Origin of the sequence: Arthrobacter sp. NPDC056493, from assembly GCF_042795115.1 — a bacterium.
Lineage (GTDB): Bacteria > Actinomycetota > Actinomycetes > Actinomycetales > Micrococcaceae > Arthrobacter.
The window spans coordinates 15193-37265 of sequence record NZ_JBHTSL010000045.1; the positions used below are offsets into that span (position 1 = coordinate 15193).

General features: G+C 68.4%; 17 protein-coding genes. 10 read left to right on the plus strand and 7 right to left on the minus strand.

The genetic code is table 11. The annotated features are described in order from the left end of the window. Positions 1-74 precede the first annotated feature (74 nt). Entirely contained in the window at positions 75-788 is a 714-nt protein-coding gene (locus ACFQ50_RS17030) for a maleylpyruvate isomerase family mycothiol-dependent enzyme (protein WP_377996824.1), read from the plus strand. 68 nt (positions 789-856) lie between these two features. Continuing rightward, positions 857-3292, plus strand: coding sequence for a phosphoketolase (locus ACFQ50_RS17035; RefSeq protein ID WP_377996825.1), 2436 nt, complete (start codon positions 857-859; stop codon positions 3290-3292). A gap of 9 nt (positions 3293-3301) precedes the next feature. On the opposite strand, the gene ACFQ50_RS17040 is transcribed toward ACFQ50_RS17035, so the two are convergent. The 3 genes from ACFQ50_RS17040 to ACFQ50_RS17050 all read right to left on the minus strand — a co-directional run bounded on the left by ACFQ50_RS17040 (position 3302) and on the right by ACFQ50_RS17050 (position 6540). Beyond that, positions 3302-3733 carry a VOC family protein gene (locus ACFQ50_RS17040; protein WP_377996826.1) on the minus strand — a complete coding sequence of 144 codons (432 nt, stop codon included), beginning with the start codon at positions 3731-3733 and terminating at the stop codon, positions 3302-3304. A 138-nt stretch (positions 3734-3871) separates the two neighbouring features. Continuing rightward, positions 3872-4546: a response regulator gene (locus tag ACFQ50_RS17045; RefSeq protein WP_377996827.1), complete on the minus strand. Its 675-nt coding sequence runs from the start codon at positions 4544-4546 to the stop codon at positions 3872-3874. Further along, positions 4543-6540 (minus strand): DUF4118 domain-containing protein, encoded by a 1998-nt coding sequence (locus tag ACFQ50_RS17050; RefSeq protein WP_377996828.1) that lies wholly within the window; start codon positions 6538-6540, stop codon positions 4543-4545. Before ACFQ50_RS17050 ends, ACFQ50_RS17045 begins: the two co-directional genes overlap by 4 nt. 232 nt (positions 6541-6772) lie before the next feature. Here ACFQ50_RS17050 and ACFQ50_RS17055 point away from each other — a divergent pair, with 232 nt between their 5' ends. Both ACFQ50_RS17055 and ACFQ50_RS17060 read left to right on the plus strand, forming a co-directional pair. After that, positions 6773-8749 carry an amino acid transporter gene (locus tag ACFQ50_RS17055; protein WP_377996829.1) on the plus strand — a complete coding sequence of 659 codons (1977 nt, stop codon included), beginning with the start codon at positions 6773-6775 and terminating at the stop codon, positions 8747-8749. An 81-nt stretch (positions 8750-8830) separates the two neighbouring features. After that, complete coding sequence (locus ACFQ50_RS17060; protein ID WP_377996830.1) at positions 8831-9451, plus strand: L-threonylcarbamoyladenylate synthase; 621 nt, start codon at positions 8831-8833, stop codon at positions 9449-9451. Positions 9452-9481: 30 nt separating this feature from the next. Here ACFQ50_RS17060 and ligD read toward each other — a convergent pair whose 3' ends face one another. Then, on the minus strand, positions 9482-10504 hold the full coding sequence (gene ligD, locus ACFQ50_RS17065) for a non-homologous end-joining DNA ligase (RefSeq protein WP_377996831.1): 1023 nt from the start codon (positions 10502-10504) through the stop codon (positions 9482-9484). Positions 10505-10735: 231 nt separating this feature from the next. Here ligD and ACFQ50_RS17070 point away from each other — a divergent pair, with 231 nt between their 5' ends. Beyond that, positions 10736-12727 (plus strand): alpha-amylase family protein, encoded by a 1992-nt coding sequence (locus ACFQ50_RS17070; protein ID WP_377996832.1) that lies wholly within the window; start codon positions 10736-10738, stop codon positions 12725-12727. On the opposite strand, the gene ACFQ50_RS17075 is transcribed toward ACFQ50_RS17070, so the two are convergent. Then, positions 12724-12858: a hypothetical protein gene (locus ACFQ50_RS17075; protein WP_377996833.1), complete on the minus strand. Its 135-nt coding sequence runs from the start codon at positions 12856-12858 to the stop codon at positions 12724-12726. The two genes, ACFQ50_RS17070 and ACFQ50_RS17075, sit on opposite strands and share 4 nt — an antisense overlap. Positions 12859-13017: 159 nt before the next feature. On the opposite strand from ACFQ50_RS17075, the gene ACFQ50_RS17080 reads away from it, so the two are divergent. Continuing rightward, positions 13018-13704, plus strand: a complete 687-nt coding sequence (locus tag ACFQ50_RS17080; RefSeq protein ID WP_377996834.1) for an alpha/beta family hydrolase — start codon at positions 13018-13020, stop codon at positions 13702-13704. Between the two features lie 42 nt (positions 13705-13746). Here the strand turns inward: ACFQ50_RS17080 and ACFQ50_RS17085 are convergent, their stop codons facing one another. Beyond that, positions 13747-14550, minus strand: a complete 804-nt coding sequence (locus tag ACFQ50_RS17085) for a DeoR/GlpR family DNA-binding transcription regulator (RefSeq protein ID WP_377996835.1) — start codon at positions 14548-14550, stop codon at positions 13747-13749. A 158-nt stretch (positions 14551-14708) separates the two neighbouring features. Here ACFQ50_RS17085 and ACFQ50_RS17090 point away from each other — a divergent pair, with 158 nt between their 5' ends. Genes ACFQ50_RS17090 through ACFQ50_RS17105 form a run of 4 tightly spaced genes read left to right on the plus strand, consistent with a single transcriptional unit; the run spans position 14709 to position 19763 of the window. Then, entirely contained in the window at positions 14709-15743 is a 1035-nt protein-coding gene (locus ACFQ50_RS17090; RefSeq protein ID WP_377996836.1) for an SIS domain-containing protein, read from the plus strand. Next, the gene (locus ACFQ50_RS17095) at positions 15744-16709 is read left to right on the plus strand and encodes an ROK family protein (protein WP_377996837.1); all 966 of its coding nucleotides are present in this window, start codon (positions 15744-15746) and stop codon (positions 16707-16709) included. Positions 16710-16734: 25 nt separating this feature from the next. Next, the gene (locus ACFQ50_RS17100) at positions 16735-18183 is read left to right on the plus strand and encodes an APC family permease (RefSeq protein WP_377996838.1); all 1449 of its coding nucleotides are present in this window, start codon (positions 16735-16737) and stop codon (positions 18181-18183) included. Between the two features lie 38 nt (positions 18184-18221). After that, positions 18222-19763, plus strand: a complete 1542-nt coding sequence (locus tag ACFQ50_RS17105; protein ID WP_377996839.1) for a GMC family oxidoreductase — start codon at positions 18222-18224, stop codon at positions 19761-19763. Positions 19764-19853: 90 nt separating this feature from the next. Here the strand turns inward: ACFQ50_RS17105 and ACFQ50_RS17110 are convergent, their stop codons facing one another. After that, complete coding sequence (locus tag ACFQ50_RS17110) at positions 19854-22034, minus strand: elongation factor G-like protein EF-G2 (protein ID WP_377996840.1); 2181 nt, start codon at positions 22032-22034, stop codon at positions 19854-19856. Between the last annotated feature and the right edge of the window lie 39 nt (positions 22035-22073).

Sequence of the window (22073 nt, forward strand, 5' to 3'; positions counted from 1 at the left end):
CTGGCCAACCTCACAACCCGGGTGTTCATGGGGGCCTGTGGGCCCCCCGCCACGCCCCCCCCCCCCCCGGGGCCGTGCTGCAACAACCCCGGCCGGCCCGGCGGGGCACCGCGTTCTTCGCCCGCAAACTCAACGAGCTCACCGATGAGGAGCTCGACGGCGGATCCCTCCTTCCCGGCTGGACACGCCGGCACGTCGTGGCGCACGTCGGCTACAACGCCAGGGCTATCGCCCGGCTGGTGGAGTGGGCCGCCACGGGGGTAGAGACCCCGATGTACCCCTCCACCGAGGTGCGCGACCACGAGATCAACTTCGGCGCCACGCTGAGCCCGATCGCCCTGCGGAACCTGTTCGACCACTCCGCCGTGCACCTGTCCGTCGAATGGCGAGACCTGCCGGACCAGGACTGGGACAACGAGGTGAAGACCATCCAGGGCCGCACCGTCCCGGCATCGGAAACCGTGTGGATGCGCACCCGCGAAGTCTGGATCCACGCCGTCGACCTCGGCAACGGGGCAAGCTTCGCCGACATCCCGGAGCCCGTCCTTGCGCGCCTGCTCAAGGACATCACCTCCGCGTGGCGCACCCACGGCACGGACACCGGGCTTCTCGTCAAAGTCACCGGCACCGGGCTGGTGTTCGGCGACACCCGCGCCGCCGACCCCACGATTATCAGCGGAGCCCTGCCCGCCGTCGTCGAATGGGCCGCAGGCCGCGGCGCCAGCGGCGTCACCGCAGGCGGGCCCCGTGCCGGCAGCGACGTTCCCGCCGCCCCGAAGTGGATCTGAGGCCGCCAAAACGCCGGGGGTAGACTGTGCCCGTCAGCGCGGGAACTGCACCGACGGAAGGCGCACCAATGAGCATGGCCGAGTCAGCCGGGACGATTTCGGACGACGAACTGGACCTCCTCCACCGCTACTGGAGCGCGGCGAACTACCTGACGGTGGCCCAAATTTACCTTCAGGACAATGTGCTGCTCCGGGAGCCGCTGCGGCCGGCGCACATCAAGCCACGGCTGCTGGGCCACTGGGGCACCGGCCCCGGTTTGTCGCTGATCTACGCCCACCTGAACCGGCTGATCAGGAACACCTCCGCGGAGGTGCTGTTCATCGCCGGGCCGGGCCACGGCGGACCTTCGGTGGTGGCGAACGTCTACCTCGAAGGCACCTATTCGGAGATCTACCCGGACATCAGCCGCGACGCTACCGGCCTGCGCCGGCTGGCGCGGCAGTTTTCGACGCCGGGCGGAGTGGGCAGCCACGTGGGCCCCGCGACCCCCGGGTCCATCCACGAGGGCGGCGAGCTGGGCTATTCGCTCATGCACGCCACCGGCGCGGTGATGGACAACCCGGACCTCATCGCTGCCTGCGTGGTGGGTGACGGCGAGGCTGAGACCGGGCCGCTCGCCGCCTCCTGGACGGCACCGTTTTTCCTCAACCCCGCGCGGGACGGGGCGGTCCTGCCCATCCTGCACCTCAACGGCGCCAAGATTTCCGGGCCCACCGTCCTCGGACGCCGCACGGACGCGGACGTCGAGGCACTGCTCCGGGCCAACGGCTGGGACCCTGTCACCGTCTCCGGCGACCAGCCCGAAAGGGTCCACCGCGCCCTCGCCGCCACCCTGGACAATGCCTACGCCACCATCCGGGACATCCAGCAGGACGCCCGGGGCACCGGCACCGGCACCGGCGGAACCGGCACCGGCACCGACGGCCCGGGCAGTAGCCGAACGACGGCGGCCCGCTGGCCGGCGATCATCCTGCGCACGCCCAAGGGCTGGACGGGCCCGGAGGCCGTCGATGGCAAGCCGGTGGAAGGCACGTTCCGTGCGCACCAGGTTCCGCTGTCCGGCGTCAGGGACAACGCCGAACATCTGGCGCTACTGGAGCAATGGATGCGCTCCTACCAGCCGGAAACGCTGTTCGACGACGGCGGCCGCCTGGTGCCCGAACTGTCCGCTCTGGCTCCCGCAGGCAGGCTCCGGATGGGCGCGGCGCCCCGGGCCAACGGACAGCCGTCCGTCCCGCTGGAGATTCCCGACCTCGCCCGCTACGCCGTCGAGCCGGGGCAGCCGGGCTCCTCCAGCATCGAAACCACCAAACCGCTGGGCGAGCTGTTCCGCGACCTCTACACCGGAACGGCGGACAATCCGCGGTTCCGGCTGTTCTGCCCGGACGAGACCAACAGCAACAGGCTGGGCGCCGTGTTCGAGGCCACCGACCGCTGCCTCATGCTGCCGGGAAACGGCGACGACGGCCATGTCTCCGGTGAGGGCCGCGTGATGGAGGTGCTCTCCGAACACCTGTGCCAGGGCTGGCTGGAAGGCTACCTGCTGACGGGCCGGCACGGGTTCTTCGCGAGTTACGAAGCCTTCGCCATGGTCAGCGCCTCCATGACCGTCCAGCACGCCAAATGGCTGCAGCACGCCCGCGACCTGGAATGGCGCTCGCCGGTGCCGAGCCTGAACATTCTGCTGACCTCCACCTGCTGGCGCAACGACCACAACGGCTTCAGCCACCAGGGCCCGGGGCTGATCGACACCGTGCTGTCCCTGTCCGGCGAAGTGACGAGGATCTACCTGCCGCCGGACACCAACACACTGCTGGCCGCGGCAGAACACGCACTGCTCAGCAAGGACTACGTGAACCTTGTGGTGGTCGACAAGCAGTCCCACCCCCAGTACCTGACGCTGGCTGAAGCCCGCGCGCACGCCGAGGCCGGGGCCTCCCGGTGGGAATGGGCCGGCAACGAGGACGGCGGCAGCACTGAACCCGACGTCATTCTCGCCTGCGCCGGCGACATCCCCACCGAGGAGACGCTGGCAGCGGCGTGGCTGCTGCAGCGCCATGTACCCGGCGCCACGGTGCGCGTCGTGAACGTCATGGACGCCATGGTGCTGCCGCCGCGGGACGTGCACCCGCACGGGCTCGACGACGGGACTTTCACTTCGCTGTTCACCGACACCTGCGAGGTGGTGGTGGCCTGGCACGGCTACGCCCGCTCATTCCACCAGTTGCTGCATGGCCGGCCGAACCCGGAACGGTTCCACGTCCGCGGCTACAGCCAGCAGGGCACCACCACCACGCCGTTCGACATGGTGGTGGTCAACCGGATGAGCCGCTACCACCTGGCCTTGGAGGCGCTCCGCCGGCTGCCTCGGCAGTTCGACGGCGCAGCGGCCCTGGCCGAGCACTGCAACCAGCAGTTGGACGCCCACGCCGGGTACATCAGGGAGCATTTCGAGGACCTGCCCGGCATCCGCGAGTGGGTCTGGTCGCCGCCGCACCCGTAGATTTTGTCGCTAGGATGCGGGAGCCGCCGGGGCTCCGCTGACGTTGACCAGCCACGCGATGCCAAACTTGTCGGTGCACATGCCGAAGATGTCGCCCCACGGAGCCTTCTCCATGGGGACGGTGACCGTGCCGCCGTCGCCCGACAGTTTGTCGTAATAGCCGCGCAGCTCGGCCTCGTCGTCGCCGCTGAGCGACACGGAAATGGTGTTCCCCGGCGAGTAGTCCATGGAGCTGGGGGTGTCGGCCCCCATGAGCACGAGCCCCTTCTCCGAGGTCAGCATCCCGTGCATGATCTTGTCCGCCTCCGCGGGATCTTCACTGGCCTGGAACTCCCCGAAGGTGCTGAGCGCCAGGTCGCCGCCGAACACCGACTGGTAGAAGGTCATGGCGTCGCGGGCGTTGTCACGGAAGCTGATGTACGGGTTGAGCAGAGTGGACACGGTCGGTTCTCCTTCGGCTGTACGTGTGGCGCCCGGTGTGCGGCGCCCCGGCATTACACATGTTGCCCGAATCCGGCTCCCCTTCATAGGGGTTCACGGGCGTTCACGGAAGTTCACCGGCGGATACCCGGGCGGCGGTCAGGGCCGGAAACGGTAGCCGACGCCGGCCTCGGTCAGCAGGTGGCGCGGATTTCCCGTGTCAGCCTCCAGCTTGCGCCGGAGCTGGGCCATGTACACCCGCAGGTAATTGGCTTCCTTCTCGTAGGCGGGCCCCCACACGCTGGCCAGGATCTGCTGCTGCGTGATGAGCTTCCCCGGGTTCCGCACCAGCAGTTCGAGGATGCTCCACTCCGTGGGAGTGAGCCGGACGGGCTCTCCATTCCGGGTGACCATCCGCCGGCCCAGGTCCACGCTGAACTCCGGGGTGTCAACCGTGGACGACTCGGTGGCTTCGGGAGCGCGGCGGAGGAGGGCGCGAAGCCGGGCCAGGAGTTCCTCGAGCCCGAAGGGCTTGGTGATGTAGTCGTCCGCACCGGCGTCGAGCGCGTCCACCTTGTCCGACGAGCCGTGCCTGGCCGAGAGCACCAGGACCGGGGCGGTGCTCCAGCGGCGGAGTTCCCTGAGGACCGCCGCGCCGTCCATGTCCGGCAGCCCGAGGTCCAGGACGACAACTCCGGGCGGGTTGCGCGAGGCAGCGATCAGGGCGGTCTCACCGTCCGCGGCCGTCTCCACGGTGTAGCCATGCGCCTGCAAGGTGATCCGCAGGGCTTTCAGCAGGTGCTGGTCATCGTCGACCACGAGGACGCCGGTCACCGGGCAGTCTCCTGCGGAAAATCGGCGGGCGGGACGGCAGCAGCGGCGGATGGCCCGCCGTCGTGCCCGTCATGCCCTGCTGAGCCATGGCCCGTTGACAGGGGAAGCCGGATGACCATGGTGAGTCCCCCGCCGGGCGTCTCTTCAGCGGCCAGGCTGCCGCCCATGGCCGAGACAAATCCCCTGGCCACGGCCAGGCCAAGGCCAACGCCGGTTGACTGGGAAAGATCGTCCAGCCGCTGGAAAGGGCGGAACATGGCCGGCACGTTGCGGTCCGGCACGCCGCGTCCGTGGTCGATGATCCGCAGTTCGCCGGCCGGGTGGCCGTTCAGGACGGCGCTGCTGAGGCCGCCCGACGCCGAGGTCACGGTGATCTCGGATGCCGGCGCGTACTTGACGGCGTTTTCGGCGATGTTGGCGATGACGCGTTCCAGCAGGACGGCGTCAGCGTCGACGGCGGGAAGGTTCGGTGGCAGCACCACCCGGACGCTGCCGGCCGGAAGGCCGCGCAGCGCCGGAGGCACGACGTCGAGCCACCGGACGGGCTTCAGCAGGGGACGGACCGAGTCGGCCGTGATCCTGGACATGTCGAGGAGGTTTCCCACCAGGATGTCCAGCCGGTCCGAGCATTCATCGATGGTTTCCAACAGCTCCTGTTTCTCCTCAGGGGTATACGTGACGGCGGTCTGCAGGAGACCGCCGACGGCGAGCTTGATGCCGGCGAGCGGTGTGCGGAGGTCGTGCGAGACGGCCCGGAGGATCGCGGTACGCATGGTGTTTCCCTCTGCCAGCCGCAGCACCTCCAGGCGGCTGGCGGCCAGCTGCCGGCGCTCGAGCTGGGCCAGCACGTGCGCGGCGAAGGCGCCCAGCAGGCTGCTGTCCGCGGCCGGCACCGTCCGGCCGAACAGCACCAGCCAGGTGCCGTCGTCGACCGGTTCCACGGTGTGCTCGGCGAAATCCGCGCCTTCCCGCTCGGAATCGGTCAGCTCGCCCGCACTCGCGAGCAGTTTCCTCTCCGCCCCGCCCTCTCCCTCCCGGAAAGCCCGCGCGTCACCGGAGGGCCGGGAGTCACCGGAACCCGGCCGGTTCCGGAAGGCCGGGCCGCTGAAGAGAGCCGCCCCGCGGACGCCGAAGACGTCAAGTGCCTGCTCCAGCAGGCTGCCCACCGTGTCCTCCGCGCGGGTGGCGCCGCGGGCCAGCTCGCCGAGCGTTGCAGCCTCGGCGCGGGCCCGGGCCGCCTCCTTGGAGCGCCGGGCGGACCTGTCCACCACGCCGGCCACGGCGACCGAGACCCCGACGAAGACGCCCAGGGAAAGCAGGTCCTGCGGATCTTTGATGGCGAGCTCGCCGATTGGTGGCGTCGAGAAGTAGTTAACCAGCAGGCTGCTCCACAGTGCCCCCGCGACGGCAGGCCACAGGCCGCCCACGAGCGCTACTGCAACGGCCCCGGCGAGCTGGACCAGGACGGCGGTGGCCACGCTGTGCTGGATGACGGCGAGCGCCAGCTGCATGAGGATGGGGACGGCGGCCGCCAGCACGAACCCGACGGCGACGCGGGCGCGGCCAAGGTCCCGCTGCCGCCGGCTGCCTGTGCCGCGTCCGGCCAGGGGGTGCGGCACCACCTGCACGTCGAGGTCACCGGCACGGCGGATGATCCGTGTCTCCGTCGCGCCGGTCAGAAGCCTCGACAGCGGGTGCGCCCGTGACTGGCCGATGACCAGCCGGGCGGCGCCGACATGGGACGCGAATCCGAGGAGTGCCTCGACAGGGTCATCGGCGGCGACGGTGTGGTAGCTGCCGCCCAGCTCCACCACCAGCCGGCGCTGTGATTCGAGGGCGCGGGTCGATTCGCGGGACGCCCCCTCCGCGGAGCGGATGTGGACGGCGATCAGGTCCCCGCCGCCCGCACCGTCCAGGACCTTGACGGCACGGCGGATCAGGATCTCCCCCTCAAGGCCTCCCGACAGGCCGATGACGATCCGTTCCCCTGCCATGACGCCATTCTTTCACCTGCACACCACCTTTCCACGGCACAGGCTACCCGGTACGTGGGGTTCCTCACTCCGGCGTTAAGGATCCGTCAAGATTCCGCTGCCGGCGGTTCCGGCGCTCCTGCCCGGTGCTACGTTCGGCATTGCCCCAGCGAAATCGCGCGGCAGCGGCGACACACAGCGGCCGCTGTGATCTACCGCGGCTGCGGGGCAGCAACAACAATTGAAAGGCACCATGACAACCATGAGCCGCCCGCCGGCGGACCCCTCAGAGCTGCGCCACACCCGCGTGCAGCGGCTTTCCAGTTGGCTGCTTCTGGGCCTGCAGGACAGCAAGGGCTCCCACCAGGGACCAGGCGGCCAGACCACAGCGCACGAGCGTAAGCATGCCTGGTGGCAGGTCATGTGCCTGACCGGCGTGGACTACTTCTCCACCCTCGGCTACCAGCCCGCCATCGCCGCACTCGCGGCCGGCGTCATCTCCCCGCTGGCCACGCTGGTGCTGGTGGCCGTCACGCTCTTCGGGGCGCTGCCGGTGTACCGCCGTGTGGCGGGTGAGAGTTCGCGCGGCGAGGGTTCCATCGCCGTGCTGGAACGGCTGCTCCCCCGCTGGGGCGGCAAGCTGTTCGTCCTGGTGCTGCTCGGCTTCGCGGCAACGGACTTCATGATCACCATGACACTCTCCGCCGCCGATGCCACGGCGCACCTCATCCAGAACCCCTACGCCCCGGGCTGGCTCCAGGGGCAGGAGGTGACGGTGACCCTCGTTCTCCTGGCCCTGCTCGCCGCCGTGTTCCTGCGGGGATTCAAGGAAGCGATCGGGATCGCCGTCGTCCTGGTGGCGGTCTATCTGGGACTGAACGTCGTGGTGGTGGCGCGAGCCGCCGTCGAAACTTTGGGCCACCCGGGCGCCGTCGGGAACTGGTGGGAGGCCCTGGGAACATCGCACGGCAACCCGGTACTGGCCGTGGCCATAGCGCTGCTGGTGTTCCCCAAACTGGCGCTGGGCCTGTCCGGCTTCGAAACCGGCGTGGCGGTCATGCCGCAGGTCCGCGGCCGGCATTCGGACACGGAGGAGAACCCGGCGGGCCGCATCGAGGGGACACGCCGCATGCTGACCACGGCAGCGCTGATCATGAGCGCGTTCCTCATCGCCAGCAGCTTCATCACCGTGATCCTCATTCCGGCAGCGGAATTCCAACCCGGCGGGCAGGCCAACGGGCGTGCACTGGCCTTCCTGGCGCACGAATACCTTGGGAACGGGTTCGGCACCGTCTACGACCTCAGCACCATCGCCATCCTCTGGTTCGCCGGCGCATCTGCAATGGCCGGCCTGCTGAACCTCGTCCCGAGATACCTGCCGCGGTACGGGATGGCACCGGAATGGGCCAAGGCCGTCCGGCCCCTCGTCCTGGTTTTCGGCTTCATTGCGTTCCTGGTCACCATTCTCTTCGAGGCCGACGTCGACGCCCAGGGCGGTGCCTACGCCACCGGGGTGCTGGTGCTGATGACCTCGGCGGCGGTCGCCGTCGCGCTGTCCGCCCGGCGCCGCCGGCAGCGGAAGCGCACGGCCGGCTTCGGGCTGATCGCGCTGGTGTTCATCTACACGACGGTGGCGAACGTCATTGAGCGCCCCGAAGGCATCCGCATTGCCGCGTTCTTCATCGCCGGCATCATCGTCATTTCACTGCTGTCCAGGATCGGGCGGTCGTTCGAGCTGCACGCCACGCACGTCCGCCTCGACCGGACGGCCCTTGAGTTCGTCGCCGCGGACGAGAGCGGCCCCATCGGCATCATTGCGCACGAACCGCGCCGGCTGACCGCGGAGGCGTACCGGCAGAAGCTGACGTCCGCCATCGAGGTCAGCCACCTGCCGGTCCACTACCAGGCGCTGTTCCTGGAGGTGATCGTTGACGACTCCTCCGACTTCGAAACCGAGCTGCAGGTGCGCGGCGTGGTGCGTCACGGCTACCGGGTGCTGGAGGTGCACGGTCCGGTGGTGCCGAACACCATCGCCTCCGTTCTCCTGCACATCCGGGACGTCACAGGGCTCATGCCGCACATCTATTTCCGCTGGACCGAGGGCAACCCGGTGGTGAACCTGCTGAAGTTCCTGTTCCTCGGGGAGGGGGAGATCGCGCCGGTCACCCGGGAGGTGCTGCGGGAGGCCGAGCCCAATGTCACCAGGCGTCCGTGGGTGCACGTGGGTTGAGTGCGTGAGGGTCCGTGCCGTTGCGTGCCTGCGTGCGCGTGGGGGCGTGCGCGGAGAGCCGCCCGGCCGTAGGCTCAACGCATGGCGAAATTCTTTGATGTCCACCCCGAGGACCCCCAGCCCCGCGCGATCTCGCAGATCGTGGAGCTCCTTCGATCGGGCGGGCTGATCGCCTACCCCACGGATTCCTGCTACGCCCTCGGCGCCCAGCTCGGGAACAGGGAGGCGCTGGACAGGATCCGTTCCATCCGCCAGCTGGACGACAAGCACCATTTCACGCTGGTCTGCCGGGACTTCGCGCAGCTGGGGCAGTTTGTGAACATCGGGAACGACGTCTTCCGCAGCATCAAGTCCGTCACCCCGGGCAGCTACACGTTCATCCTGCCGGCCACCAAGGAGGTTCCGCGTCGGCTGCTGCACCCCAAGAAGAAGACGGTGGGAGTGCGCATCCCGCGGCACAACTTCGTCCAGGCGCTGCTGGCCGAACTAGGCGAGCCGCTGCTGTCCAGCACGCTGCTGCTCCCGGACGAAGAGGAACCGCTGACCCAGGGCTGGGAAATCAAGGAACGGCTGGACCATGTAGTGGACGCGGTGATCGAGTCCGGTGACACCGGCTCGGAACCGACCACCGTCGTCGACTTCTCCGGCGGCACCGCCGAAGTGGTGCGCCGCGGCACCGGCGACCCGGCCCGGTTCGAGTAGCGGCGCGGTTTTGTTGGGCGGCGCCGCCGGCTATTCCGGCTTCTTCGCCCTGCTGGGCTGGACCCGGGGAGGTTCGCCCGGCATCTTCGGATAGTCGGGCGGGAAAGGCAGCTCACCGAGCCCGTTCCTGACGTCGCGCTCCCACCACCCCAGCAGCGTGTCGATGGTGCCCGGGTTTGCGTGCATGTCCGCCCACGGATCCCCCAAGGTTTTCAGCCTGTCCGGCACGGTGAGGATGGTGAAGTCCTTGGGCCTGACGTCCGCCAGCTCGTCCCAGGTGATCGGGCAGGACACGGACGCATGCGGCAGGGCCCGAGGGCTGTAGGCGCCGGCGATGGTGCGGTCCCGGTTGGCCTGGTTGAAGTCGACGAAGATGCGCTCGCCGCGTTCCTCCTTCCACCAGTTGGTGGTGACCTCGTCCGGCATGCGCCGCTCGAGCTCCCTGGCGGCGGCGATCACGGCGTGGCGGACGTCCAGGAACTCGCGGGTCGGCTCGATGGGGGCATACACGTGCAGCCCGCGGTTGCCGGAGGTCTTCAGGAAGGCATCCAGCCCTGCCTCGGCGAGCACCTTCCGAAGTTCGAGCGCGGCGGGGATGGCATCGTCGTAGTCGGTGCCCGGCTGGGGGTCGAGGTCGATGCGCAGCTGGTCGGGGTTGTCAGTGTTGTCCGCGCGCGACGGCCAGGGATGAAAAACCACCGTGTTCATCTGCGCCGCCCAGACCGCCGCGGCGGGCTCGTCAAGGACCAGCATGGGATGCGAGCGCGCGCTCGGGAAGGTGACCTTTACCGTGCGGATGAAGTCCGGCGTTCCCTTGGGCGGGTTCTTGGAGAAGAACTGCTCACCGTCAACGGTGTCTGAAAACCGCTGCAGCGCCACCGGCCGGTCTCCGTTGGCCCGGATGAAGGCCTCCCCCACGTCCACGAAGTACCGCGCAAGGTCCAGCTTGGTCAGCCCCAATTCGGGCCACAGCACCCGGTTCGGACTGGAGACGCGCATTTCACGGGGGCCGTCGGGCCCGTCGACACTGATGGTGGTCTGTTCACTGGCCATGGGGACAACCTACCCCGCACGGCCCGCGGCGTCAGCAGTACGCCGGCCGCGATTCCAGCGAAGATCCACGGCGGGCGGATCCCTCAGGCGAGTCCCGCCGTCGGGCCCTAAGAAACTTCTGCCCGCTCTCTGGGCAGCGGCGGGGCCATCTGTAAGGATGAAACCCACCGGGCGCCGCCCGGCGCTGAACATCGTCGAACAGGCGCAGAGCGTCCTCGAAGGAGACCATCCATGGTTGAATCCGCGAGTCTGGACGCTACCCAGGGACCATCCGCCGCCCAGGAATCCGGGGCACCCCAGGAATCCGGCTCACCACAGTCATCCGCGACATCCCGGACAGGCAACCGCCGGCTGTTCGGCACGGCGGCCGCGCAGGCCGGCCTGGAGCCGGGCAGCGGGGACTGGGACGCACTGGAGCGGCGGTTCGACCGCCACTTCCCCGATCTGTCCAGGCTGTTCCGTTCACTGTACGGATCACGGCCGGACATCGAGGAGCAGTTGGCGGCCCTGGCGCTGGAGATCGCGCGTTCCTGGCAGGAGCGGCCGGCAGACCTGAAGGTGCTCGACGCCGGCCGGGAGGGCAATACCGAATGGTTCCAGTCCAACCGCATGCTGGGCGGCGTCTGCTACGTGGACCGGTATGCAACCGACCTGGAGGGTGTGCGCGCCCGCATCCCCTATTTCAAGGAACTCGGCCTCACCTACCTCCACCTGATGCCGCTGTTCCTGGCCCCGGAGCCCCTGTCTGACGGCGGTTACGCAGTCTCCAGCTACCGCGAGGTCAACCCGAAGCTCGGCACCATGGACCAGCTGCGGGCGCTCGCCGTCGAGCTGCGGGCCAACGGCATCAGCCTGGTGGTCGACTTCATCTTCAACCACACCTCGAATGAACATGAGTGGGCGCGGCGGGCCGCCGAGGGCGATCCGCGGTACTGCGACTACTACTGGATCTTCCCGGACCGCGCCACGCCCGACGCGTTCGAGCAGGATGTGCGCGAGATCTTCCCCGAAGACCACCCCGGCTCCTTTGTGCAGCTGCCGGACGGCCGGTGGGTCTGGGCCACCTTCCACACCTTCCAGTGGGACCTGAACTACTCCAACCCCGAGGTGTTCCGGGCCATGGCGGGAGAAATGCTGTTCCTGGCCAACCTCGGCGTGGACATCCTGCGGATGGACGCCGTGGCCTTCATCTGGAAACAGCTGGGAACAACGTGCGAGAGCCTGCCCGAGGCACACACCCTGCTGCAGGCGTTCAACGCGGTTTGCCGGCTGGCGGCGCCGTCGCTGCTGTTCAAGTCCGAGGCGATCGTGCACCCGGACGAAGTGGCCTTGTACATCGATCCGGCCGAGTGCCAGCTCTCCTACAACCCGCTGCAGATGGCGCTGACCTGGGAAGCCCTGGCCACGAGGAACGTGGCGCTCCTGGCCCATGCCCTCGAGCGGAGGCACAACATCGCGCCGGGGACGTCCTGGGTGAACTACGTGCGGAGCCACGACGACATCGGCTGGACGTTCGCCGATGAGGACGCCGCCGAGTTCGGCATCAACGGCTTCGACCACCGCCGGTTCCTCAACTCGTTCTACGTCAACCGGTTTCCCGGCAGCTTCGCCCACGGCGTGCCCTTCCAGGACAACCCGCGGACCGGCGACTGCCGCATCTCCGGCACCACCGCGTCGCTGTCCGGGCTTGAGGACGGTTCGGCAGAGGCCATCCGCCGCGTCCTGCTGACGCACTCCGTGGCCTACAGCACCGGCGGCATCCCCCTGCTCTATCTGGGCGACGAGGTGGGGCAGCTCAACGACTACGACTACACGCGGGAGGACGGCCACGAAGCGGACAGCCGGTGGGTGCACCGCCCGCAGTTCCCGGCCGAGAAATACGCGAAGCGCCTGGACCCGGGCAGCCCTGAGGGCGCCGTGTTCGCAGGGCTGCGGCGGCTGACAGAGGTGCGCGCGGCAACTCCTGAGCTGGCCGGCACCCGTCTCGTCCCGTTCACTACCAACAACCCCGCCGTGCTGGGGTACCAGCGGCCCGGCGAGGGAACTGTGGTCCTGGCCCTCGCCAACTTCAGTGACGGGCCGCAGGTGGTAGCAGCGGAAACCCTGTCCGGGTTCGCCGCCGAAGCTTTGGACCTGTTTTCCGGGGAGCCGGTGCGGATCGACGAGGGGCTCGTACTGCGGCCGCAGGATTACGCCTGGCTCAGGGTGGTGCCGGCCTCCTAGGAACACTCCCCGGAACTGCCGCTGTCGAAGGCCGCCGTGCCGCAGAAGGCCGCGACGACCATCGCTACAAGTGCTGCGCCGAGCCTGCCGCTGCCGACGGTCAAAGGTGCAATGGGGCGGTACACGATCATGCTTGTTCCTCCTGGTGCTTGATGGGCTGCGTCCGGCGTTTCCGGCTTCTGCATCAACTGTCCGGTCCGGAGCTGGCTGGAGACTTTCGCCTGCCTGTGCCCGGGCTGTGCATCCAGGCGCCCAGGCCGCCAGGCATCCGGATCGGGCATGATGGAGTCATGCCCACCGCTGACTCGCCCATCACCATTGCCGTCGGTGACGGCCACGTCTCCGGCGCCTACGCGCGGCCGGACGGTCCGTTCGCAACACTCGTGCTGGCCCACGGTGCCGGCGCCGGCATGGAGCATCCGTTCATGCGCGGGTTCACGGGCGCATTGAACGACGACGGCGTTGCCACCTTGCGCTTCAACTTCCCCTACCGCGAGGCGGGACGGAAGTTCCCCGACCGGCCGCCGGCGGCGATGGCCACCTGGCGGGCGGCGATGGCTGAGGCGGTGGCCCGTGCGGGATCCAGCGGGAAAGCGGGGCCGGTGTGGGCGGCCGGGAAGTCGTTCGGTGGCCGGATGGCGTCCATGGCGGTGGCCGAAGGGATGCCCGCCGCCGGGCTCGTCTACCTTGGCTACCCGCTGCATCCCCCGGGCAAGCCGGAGAAGCTCCGCGACGAACACCTTTACGGGCTGGAAACCCCCATGCTGTTCCTGCAGGGGACGCGTGACACCTTCGCCACCCGGGAGCTCCTGGAAGGCGTGGTGTCCCGGATCGGACCCACCGCTACGCTGCAGTGGTGCGAGGGCGGCGACCACTCCTTCGCCGTAGCCGGCAACAAGCGCAGCGCCGAGGACATCGGCGCCTCACTGGCCGCGCCGGTCGCAGCGTTCCTCCGCGCTAACGGGCCTGCCGTCTAGACGGGCCCAGGCTTGATGCCTCCTGAGCAGCGTTAGCTGCCGTCACGCGGCGACGATGACTTCGTGGGCGTGCTTTCGAAGGGCCTCCAGCTGGTTTGCAGTGGCGCCACCGTCGGTGACGATCGTGGCGGGAGTCCCGGTCGGGCAGATCCTGACGAAGCCCACGCGGTTGTATTTGCTCGAATCGACGGCGGCGACGGTCTTGTCGGCCACGCCAACGGCAGCCTTCTTGACTGCGGCATCGTCGGGATTCCACTCGGTGAAGCCATGCTCCAACGACATTCCGCTTGCCGTCATGACGTACGTGTCGAAGTGGTGCCCCCGCAGATAGTCGATCGTGTCGGCTCCGCTGAGGCTCAATTCCCCCTGCCGTACCGACCCGCCCGGGATGATCAGGTTCACCGTGGTGGACCTGGCAAAAGCCCAGGCCACGCGGAGCGACAGCGGGCAGATTGTCAGTTCGCGGTCCACAAGGAATTCGGCCACGGCAAGCCCCGTGGAACCACCGTCCAGGATGATGGTGTCGCCGTCTTTGATAACCCCGGCTACGCGTTCGCCGATGGCACGCTTTTGCTCAGAGTTCGTCTTCTCCCGCGCGGGGAACGGCGGCTCATAGCTGCTGCCGAAGGCCAGCCGCGCGCCGCCGTGGAACCGCTTCAGCACGCCATCGGCCTCTAGCAACTCCAAGTCGCGGCGGATGGTCATTTCGGTGACCCCCAGCCGCGTGCCCAGTTCCCCGACGGCCGCCGTGCCGGTTTCCTGCAGGATCTGCAGGATTCCCTGGTGACGGCGTTCCTTGGCGCTGACCATCGTGTTGCCCCTCTCGGCGGTGTGCTTGGAAGCCAATTCAAACACTTGGGAGCGGCCATTGACAATCGATTCGCACCATATTTATGATCGTTCGCACAACCACAATGTTTGGCGATGCCGCTGGCGGCACGCTGCGACGACAGACCAGATATCGCCCGACGGCACACACGATTTATGCGAAGGACTGCACCCAGATGTACGAAATGACCCCTTTCGAGCTCGACATAGCTGAGCAGCCGGACGCGCTGCGCCGCCTTGCAGTCGCTGCAATCCCTCCCCTGCGGGATCTGGCCGGCTCGCGCTGGGACAGGATTATCCTGACCGGCATGGGTTCCTCCCACTTCGCCGGCATCCCCACCTGGCGGAAGCTGACAGAGCTGGGCCGTCCGGCCTGGAGCATAGACACCGGGCAGTTGCTGGACAGCCCCAACGCCATCACCATCAACACCCTGCTCATCGTCACCTCCCAATCAGGTGCGAGCGGCGAGGTCGTGGAACTGCTGAACCGGCGCAAGGAAGGCCTGATCGCCCCCGCCCTCCTGATCGGCATCGGCGATGACACCTCGAGCCCCCTCGCCGTCGACTCCGACCTGTTCCTGCCGCTGCACAGCGGCAGCGAAGCCACCGTCAGCACCAAGAGCTACCTGAACACCCTGGCTGTGCACCGCATGCTGTCCGCCGCCTTCGAGGGCCACCCCCTCGACGAAGTCACGGCCGAGATCCTGGGCGCGGCTGCCGCCGTCGAGCAGGCCATCGGCTCGATTGAGGTGGCGGACGCGGCCGCGGCCGTTGCCGGCCATCCGCAGCGCAGGCTTGCCTACGTCGGCCGGGGGGACGAAGCGGCCACCGCCCTGTTCTCAGCCCTCATCACCAAAGAATCCTCCAAGGTCCCGGCCGAAGGATTCATCGGCGGACAGTTCCGGCACGGCCCCTTTGAACTGGCAGGAGAGGGTCTCGCCGTCGTGATCTTCGGAATGCACGGCACGGAACCCGATCCCAGCCTGCGCCTGCTTGCCTCTGATCTCGTCCGTACGGGCTCCAGCGTCATCATCGTGGGCGACGACGAGGTCCCGGGCGCAACGAATGTCCGTATTCCCGGCGCCGGGGCCCTGGATCGCCTGGCGGCGAGCTCCGTCGCGGCCGAGCTCTTCGCCGTCGGGCTCGCCCGGGCCAACGGCGTTGTACCGGGGGCCTTCCTCTACGGTTCCAAGATCACCACGGCGGTCTGAATGCCAGTCAGCGTACCGGACCGGACCGGCTCCGCGGCGGGAGTGCGCGTCGGCATGGACATCGGCGGCACCGGCACCCGTTTCGTTGCCATGGATGCGGAGCAGAAAGTCTTCGCACGGCTTGCCGTGCCCACCCCCGGCGAGTTCACCTCCGGCTCGGCCGCAGACTTCCTCGCCGGCCAGATCAGCCTGCTTGCACCGGGCCGGCCCATCACTGCAATCGGAATCGGGGCCAGCGGACCCGTCGATCCCGAGGGCATCATCCGGAACCCGGACACCTTGCCCGGGTTCACCGGGGAACCTGTCGTTTCCGCGCTGGCCTCGCGGTTCGGCGCGCCGGTCACCATCGACAACGACGCCGTCTGTGCGGCCGTCGCGGAACAGCGGGTCGGGGCCGCCGCCGGCTCAACAAGCCTGCTGCACATCACGCTCGGCACCGGAATCGGCTCCTGCCTGCTCCTGGCCGGACGGCCGCTGCGCGGTGCGGACGGGATGCACCTCGAGGCCGGCCACATCACGGTCCGGCAAGCGCCCGAGCCCTGCTACTGCGGACGGGAGGCGTGCTGGGAAATGGCCGCCTCCCGGCAGGCGCTCCAACGCGCGGCCGCTTCTGCCCTCGGCAGGGATTCCCGGGACAGAAACGTCGTCGCAGACCTTGCTGAAAGGGCTACGCGCGGAGACGCTGTGGCCACCCGGGTGTTCCGGGAGTACGGGCTCGCCGTGGCCGAAGGGCTCGGCACGCTCCTGGCCGCGTACCGGCCGCACACGGTCGTCCTGGGCGGCAGCGCGGCCGAGCACCTGGATCTCTACCGGGAAGAGCTGGAGACCTATCTCCGCCGGCTCGGACCCTGGATCCACCATGCCGAGCTGGCGGCAACGCAGTTGGACGACTTCGGCGGCGCCATCGGCGCGGCCTACCTCACCATGGCCGGCTTCCAGATGCCGGCCACGGCCCGCGATCGCTAAATACTCATAGTTCAAGGAAGAGCAGATGTTAACCAACCCACCGGAAGCCTCAACAAAGCCGACAGGCGAGCACCTCGACACCGGGCTTCGCCCCGGGTCCATTGGCCTCGGCGGCACCCTCATGCAGTCGATCGCCCAGATCTCCCCTACGCTGGGGATCTTCTACACCATCGCATTCACCAGCGGACAGGCAGGCTCGTCTGCCCCGCTGACCTACCTGGCAGCGTTCCTGGTCTGCCTGGTGATCTCTGTTCCGATGCTGGGCTTGGCACGGCATTTGCCGTCGGCCGGCGGCTTCTACACCTACGTTTCCGCCGGCATCGGCCCCAAAGCCGGTTTTATGACGGGCTGGCTCTACGCCGTCATGGTCACAATCGTCCCGGCCGCCCTGGCGGCCTTCACCGGCGCCGTGCTCCAGGATGAGCTGAGCGGCAAATACGGCATCGGGCTTCCGTGGTGGCTCTACTCGACCGCCATACTCGTCATCTGCTTTGCCTGCGCCTACCGGGGCATCGTCATCTCGATCAAGTTTCTTGTTGTCATGACCGTATTCGAAATGGCTGTCGGACTCGGCCTCGCTGTAACCGGCATGTTCAACCCGGGTACCGGCGGCGTGAACCTGGACGGCTTCAACCCGGCCAATGTCCAGAATCCGTCCGGATTCTTCCTCGCAATTGTGCTGTCAATATTCGCCTTCACCGGTTTCGAAAGTGCGGCGGCCGTTGGGGAGGAATCCCGGGACCCGAAGCGGATCGTACCCAAAGCCATCATCGGCTCACTGGTCCTCATCGGCGTCTTTTACGTTGTCACCGCCTGGGGCCTGCAGATCGGCTGGGGCACCGGCGACATTGCTGCTCTGGCCGCGTCGCCAACCGCACCCGCGTTCGTCCTCGCCGACCGCCTGTGGAGCGGCGCCTCGGTCCTGGTCCTGATCGCCCTCGTCAACTCCGGCCTCGGTGTCTGCATCGCCTGCACCACAAGCGCCACCCGGACCATCTACGGCATCGCCCGCACCGGGGCGCTTCCCGGGTTCTTCGCCCGCACACAGCCGAAGCACCGCACTCCGGTCACCGCGGTGTACGTCCAGTCGGCAATCGCCCTGGCCATTTGCCTCGCCGTCGGCCTGCCGCTCGGCCCCTACAACCTCTTCAACATGCTCGGCACCACCGGGACGTTCGTCTACATTCCGATCTTCATTCTGATGAACGTCGCCGCCTTCCTGTACTTCCGCCGCAGCCACCCACAGGAGTTCAGCATCTGGGCGCATGTGGCCGCACCCCTGGTCTCCACCCTCGCCCTGCTGACGATCGCCTACAACAGCATCGTCCCGCTGCCCGCTTACCCCGTGATCTTCGCCCCCTTCCTGGCCCTCGCGTACGTGGTGCTGGGCGCGGCTGTCCTCTACGGACGGAACCTGCGCCCCGGCAACCGCGGCTGGATGGCCAGGGCCGGCGAACTTCCGGACGTCGACTGACCCACAACCGACAACCCTACTCAACAACAGGACCTGACATGCCCCATACACTCCCCTCATCCGTAGACACCGTCGTCATTGGCGGTGGAACCGGCGGAGCCGCCTTCGCCGGGACGCTCGCTGCGCACAGCGACGAAACCATCCTTCTCCTTGAGGCCGGCCCCGACTACGGCGCACGCGAGCTGGGCCAGTGGCCCGCCGACATGCTCGACGCCCGGTCGATTCCGCTTTCACACGACTACGACCTGAGGGCCAGCCGCTCCTCCGGCGAGGGCGTCCTGGACCTGCCCCGAGCACGCATCCTTGGCGGCTGCTCGGCCCACAACGGCTGTACCGCATCCATCGGCGCACGCCATGAGTACGACGAATGGGCCGCCGCCGGCAATCCCGGATGGTCAGCCGGGGAGGTCACGCCGCTTCTGGAATGGGTCAGGGACCGGTTCCGCGTCCGCAGGTACACCATGGACGAGCTCACGCCGCCGCAGAAGGCATTCGTCAACGCGGGCGTTGCCGCAGGACTGCCGTTTGCCGACGACCTCGATGAACTCGAAGCTGCCGAGGGGATCGGACCCATGCCGGTCAACGTCGTCGACGGGGTCCGGTGGAACAGCGCCTTCGCGTTCCTGGATCCGGTCCGGGAGCGGGAAAACCTGACCATCGCCGGAGGTGTCCAGGTCACCAGCATCGACATTGCCGACGGCGTCGCGCAGGGAGTGTTCGTCCAAACCCCCGCTGGTGTTGCCCACATCAAAGCCAGCCGCGTCGTCGTCGCCGCCGGCGCCTACCACTCCCCCGCGATCCTGCTGCGCTCAGGCGTCGGTCCGGCGGCCGAACTGACCGCCCTTGGGCTGACGGTCCAGGCAAACCTGCCAGGAGTCGGCAAACACCTGCTCGACCACTCCTGCGTCCAGCTCGACTTCGCCGGCCGGCCCGGGCTCGTCGAAGACCTCGCCAGGCTCCCCTGGAATCCGGACGAGCAGACTGTCGGGCGGGCAAAATCAAGCAGGTGCGATGCCGGCCCGTACGACATCCACGTCTTCATGGTGGCCGGCGCCAACAGCGGACACCCCGGCCTGCCGCCGATCACCCTCTACGGCGGTGCCATGCGCGCACGTTCCGAAGGATCAGTCACACTCAACGCCGAACTGGACATCACCAACCCCGTCATTGACCACCGCTACGGGACAGACCCCGACGGCTACGACCGGACCGTGCTCTCCGAGGCCCTGGACCTCATGGAGCAAATGGTGCAGGTGCCCGAACTCGCCGCCATGCTCGGCGATCGCGTTCCCGGTAAGACAGAACCACTCGATGACATCGTGAACTACTGCCACCCTGCGGGGACATGCAAGATGGGCCCGGCCACGGACGAAACCGCCGTGGTTGACAGCACCGGCGCAGTCCACGGCGTTTCGGGGCTTTTCGTAGCCGACGCCTCCATCATGCCCAGCATCACCAGGGGAAACATCAATCTCCCCACGGCCATGATCGGGGCGCGGATCGCGGCCGGGCTCCTGGGCATGGCGCCGGCTGCTGTGGCAGCGCCCACGAAGGCCGGAGCCGACGGCAGGGCACGCTAGCCGTCCCCGGCACATCAACGCCCGCGCCAGGCGGACCAGCAGATACGTAGCGCCCTCGGTCGATGCCTGAGGGCGTTATGTCTGGTGCCCTCAGGCGTTCGCCGCCGCCGGCGCCACGTTGCCCGGGACGGGTTCGTGCCGCAGGTAGCTGCGGCGGAACCGGCCCGTGCCCGCGGTCAGCGCCCGCAGCTGGACCGCGTAGCGGAGGAGCTCACCGTCCGGGACCTCGGCGGTGACTTCCGTGGCGTCCCCGCCGGACGACGTCGTGCCCGTGAGCCGGCCACGACGCGACGACAGGTCGCTCATGACCGAACCGACGTACTCGTCCGGGATGCTGATGGTGACGGCGGAGACAGGCTCCAGCAGCTGGATGCGGCCGGCGGCTGCGGCCTCGCGCAGAGCCAGCGCGCCGGCCGACTGGAAGGCGGCGTCCGAGGAGTCAACGCTGTGGGCCTTGCCGCCCACGAGGGTCACCCGGATGTCCACCACGGGGAACCCGGCGGACACACCCTTCTGCATCTGCGCCCGCACGCCCTTCTCCACCGAGCCGATGAACTGGTTCGGCACCACTCCGCCCACGGTCTTGTCCACGAATTCGAAGCCCGCCCCGCGATCGAGCGCCTCCACCTCGATGTCGCAGATGGCGTACTGGCCGTGGCCGCCGGACTGCTTGACGTAGCGTCCGTGCCCGGCGGCCGGGGCGGCGAAGGTCTCCCGCAGCGGCGTCACCACGGGCACGGTCTGCAGCTTCACGCCCTGGTCCCGGAGCCGGTCCAGGACCACCTCGCCGTGGGCCTCACCCATGCACCACAGGATCAGCTGGTGGGTTTCCGAGTTCCGCTCCACCCTGAGCGTCGGGTCGCCGGCGGCCACCTTGCCGAGGCTCTTGGCAAGGGCGTCCTCGTCGCTGCGGGTGGCGGCCTCGACGGCGACCGGCATGAGTGGCTCCGGCATGTCCCAGGCGGTGATCAGCAACGGGGCATCCTTCGCTGACACGGTATCGCCCGTCTCGGCACTGCCCAGTTTGGTGATGGCACAGATGTCGCCGGCCACGCTGTACGGGACGGGACGCAGGCTTGCCCCCATCGGCGAGTAGAGGTGGGTGAGGCGCTCGTCGCTGTCGTGGTCCTCGTGGCCGCGTTCGGCCAGGCCCCGGCCGCTGACGTGCACGGCCGAATCCTCGCGCAGCGTTCCGGAAAAGACGCGCACCAGGCAGACCCGCCCCAGGAACGGGTCCATGGTGGTGCGCACCACTTCGCCTGCCAGCGCCCCGGCAGGGTCGCAGGACAGCTGACCGGCCGGCTCCCCGGCCAGGTCTGTCACCTCCGGGACGGCATGCTCCAGGGGTGTCGGGAACGCGCGGGTCAGCATGTCCAGCAGCTCGGTGATGCCCAGGCCCGTTTCGGCGGAGGTTGGCAGGACCGGGAAGAACGATCCGCGCGCCACAGCCGTTTCGAGGTCGCTCACCAGGATTTCGACGTCGATGTCCTCACCACCGAGGTAGCGGTCCATCAGGGACTCGTCCTCGCTCTCGGAGATGATCCCCTCAATCAGCGTGCCGCGCTCGGACTCCGCGGCGGCAAGCTCGTCGGCACTCGCGTCCCGGACCGCGGGCTCCGGGGATTCGCCGTCGTACTCCGAGACCTGCCCGGACAGAAGCCCCAGCAGTCCCGTAACACTGCCGTTCCCGCGGACCGGCAGGTAGGCCGGGACCACCGACTGGCCAAAGGCCCCCTGGCAGGCGGCCAGGGCGGCGTCGAAATTCGCCCGCGGGTGGTCGAGCCGGGTGATCACCACAGCCCGGGGCGTATCCAGCTGCGCGCACTCCGCCCACAGCGCGGTGGTGGCGGCATCGACGCCGTCCACGGCCGACACCACGAACAGTGCCGCGTCCGCAGCGCGCAGCCCAGCCCGCAGCTCGCCGGTGAAGTCGCCGTAGCCCGGGGTGTCCAGCAGGTTCACCTTCACGCCGTCGTAAAGCAGCGGCGCCACGGAGAGGACCACGGAGCGCTGCTGGTGGATCTCGGACGGTTCCGCGTCGCTGACCGTGTTGCCGTCAACGATGGAGCCCATCCGCGGGATGGTCCCGGCGGCGGCGAGGAGGGCCTCGAGCAGCATGGTTTTTCCGGCCCCGGAGTGCCCCACCAGCGCAACGTTGCGGATGCCCTCCGGCTTGTCCACGGGCCCTCCGGCCGACGCGTCCGCCCGCCGGAGATCGGAACTGCCGCGGCCCGGACCCTTGCTCCGGCCGTTAGTGCCTTTTACCGACATGACCATCTCCCGGCGTGTTAGTCGTGAGCCGCCACGCGG

Coding starts and splice junctions, on each gene's coding strand:
- ACFQ50_RS17100 (WP_377996838.1), top strand. CDS start 16,735: ATGTTAACCAACCCACCGGAAGCCTCAACAAAGCCGACAGGCGAGCAC.
- ACFQ50_RS17105 (WP_377996839.1), top strand. CDS start 18,222: ATGCCCCATACACTCCCCTCATCCGTAGACACCGTCGTCATTGGCGGT.
- ACFQ50_RS17095 (WP_377996837.1), top strand. CDS start 15,744: ATGCCAGTCAGCGTACCGGACCGGACCGGCTCCGCGGCGGGAGTGCGC.
- ligD (WP_377996831.1), bottom strand. CDS start 10,504: ATGGCCAGTGAACAGACCACCATCAGTGTCGACGGGCCCGACGGCCCC.
- ACFQ50_RS17035 (WP_377996825.1), top strand. CDS start 857: ATGAGCATGGCCGAGTCAGCCGGGACGATTTCGGACGACGAACTGGAC.
- ACFQ50_RS17090 (WP_377996836.1), top strand. CDS start 14,709: ATGTACGAAATGACCCCTTTCGAGCTCGACATAGCTGAGCAGCCGGAC.
- ACFQ50_RS17070 (WP_377996832.1), top strand. CDS start 10,736: ATGGTTGAATCCGCGAGTCTGGACGCTACCCAGGGACCATCCGCCGCC.
- ACFQ50_RS17050 (WP_377996828.1), bottom strand. CDS start 6,540: ATGGCAGGGGAACGGATCGTCATCGGCCTGTCGGGAGGCCTTGAGGGG.
- ACFQ50_RS17055 (WP_377996829.1), top strand. CDS start 6,773: ATGACAACCATGAGCCGCCCGCCGGCGGACCCCTCAGAGCTGCGCCAC.
- ACFQ50_RS17110 (WP_377996840.1), bottom strand. CDS start 22,034: ATGTCGGTAAAAGGCACTAACGGCCGGAGCAAGGGTCCGGGCCGCGGC.
- ACFQ50_RS17080 (WP_377996834.1), top strand. CDS start 13,018: ATGCCCACCGCTGACTCGCCCATCACCATTGCCGTCGGTGACGGCCAC.
- ACFQ50_RS17075 (WP_377996833.1), bottom strand. CDS start 12,858: ATGATCGTGTACCGCCCCATTGCACCTTTGACCGTCGGCAGCGGCAGG.
- ACFQ50_RS17060 (WP_377996830.1), top strand. CDS start 8,831: ATGGCGAAATTCTTTGATGTCCACCCCGAGGACCCCCAGCCCCGCGCG.